Genomic DNA, 1,281 nt, shown 5'->3' with positions numbered 1-1,281 from the left:
CATTGCCTGAGTTGAATGCAGGAGCACATATTGACCTCAAGCTCAGCAACGGACTAAGCCGTCAGTATTCGTTGATGACAGGATTACATAACCCGAATTATTGGCGCATCGCGGTGCTCATTGAACGGGATGGACGTGGGGGGTCACTTCTAATCGAGAAAGAACTTCAGGTTGGTTCTGAGATCAGCTCTGTAGGCCCTCGAAACCATTTCCCGCTAACCCCTGCAGGTGAATACCTCTTTGTTGCGGGGGGAATCGGAATTACCCCGTTATTAAGAATGATTGACACAGCGCAATTACAAGGAATTCCCTGGAAATTGGCATATCTCGGGCGTTCGCCAGAGACTATGACCTATGTGAGTGAACTCCAACAACAGTTCGGTAACCAGGTAGATGTCTTTGCAAAATCTCTTGGCGACCGTATTCAAGTGACACGAGAGATATCAGAGCTGAACACACAAACTCATATCTATAGTTGCGGGCCAGAACGCCTAATGCTCGCCCTAGAAGAAGCTATGGGGGCAACAGATATCAATCGCATCCATGTTGAGCGTTTTCATCCCCGCGAAATTGTGTTGGATGAACCTGATCACGAGTTCACTGTCTATTGTTCAAAGTCAGATGAGGAAATTATTGTTCCTGCTGACGAAAGTATCCTTATGGCAGCTGATTTTGCTGGAATTGATATCCCAGGTGACTGTATGGAAGGTACATGCGGAGCGTGCGAGACAAGGGTTTTCGAGGGTGAAGTTGATCACCGTGATTCTGTGCTCTCTGCACAAGCACGTGCTGAAGGTGACACCATGATGATTTGTATCTCTCGGGCTAAGGGAAAACGACTCGTCATAGACCTCTAGTAGAATTGAGGTTCATCGCATCTGCGATGTCAGGCTTCAGGGACCAAGCCGGGTCCGCTCGCCCACAAACTTCTCTCAATCTAGTTCTCCATTAGAAGAGGTAAATTCGTGGCTGGTAACCCACTAGCTCCCAGCTGGTTGGATTCGACTATTGATTCCAACGACTTAGTTGACGGAATTTGGGCAGATTCCGTTTCGCGGAGTGCTGACGGTGAACTTATTGTTGCTGGTATCTCTATTAATTCACTTGCCAAACAATTTGGAACACCAGTGTTTGTGCTGGATGAAGACCATTTAATTCGACGCGCTAATCAGGTCCGTATTGCCTTTGAAGAAGAATTCAACAAGGCAGGGACTTCTGCCAAGGTCTACTATGCAGGTAAAGCTTTCCTTTCAGGCGCTGTCGCTCGGTGGGTTTCTCAGG

Annotated in this window: 1 protein-coding gene and 1 pseudogene; both read left to right on the top strand. The window is 47.7% G+C overall.

Annotated elements, in window-relative coordinates:
* Window positions 1-857, top strand: an 857-nt coding sequence (locus Q0362_RS04695; protein ID WP_298120434.1) for a PDR/VanB family oxidoreductase, incomplete at its 5' end; no start/stop codon positions are given.
* 108 nt (window positions 858-965) lie between these two features.
* Window positions 966-1,281 (top strand): annotated as a pseudogene (locus Q0362_RS04690) (diaminopimelate decarboxylase); the annotation flags it as partial.

Origin of the sequence: uncultured Aurantimicrobium sp., assembly GCF_936931525.1 — a bacterium.
Lineage (GTDB): Bacteria > Actinomycetota > Actinomycetes > Actinomycetales > Microbacteriaceae > Aurantimicrobium.
The sequence above is the reverse complement of the archived record's forward strand: the minus strand, read 5'-3'. Positions and strand labels throughout refer to the sequence as shown.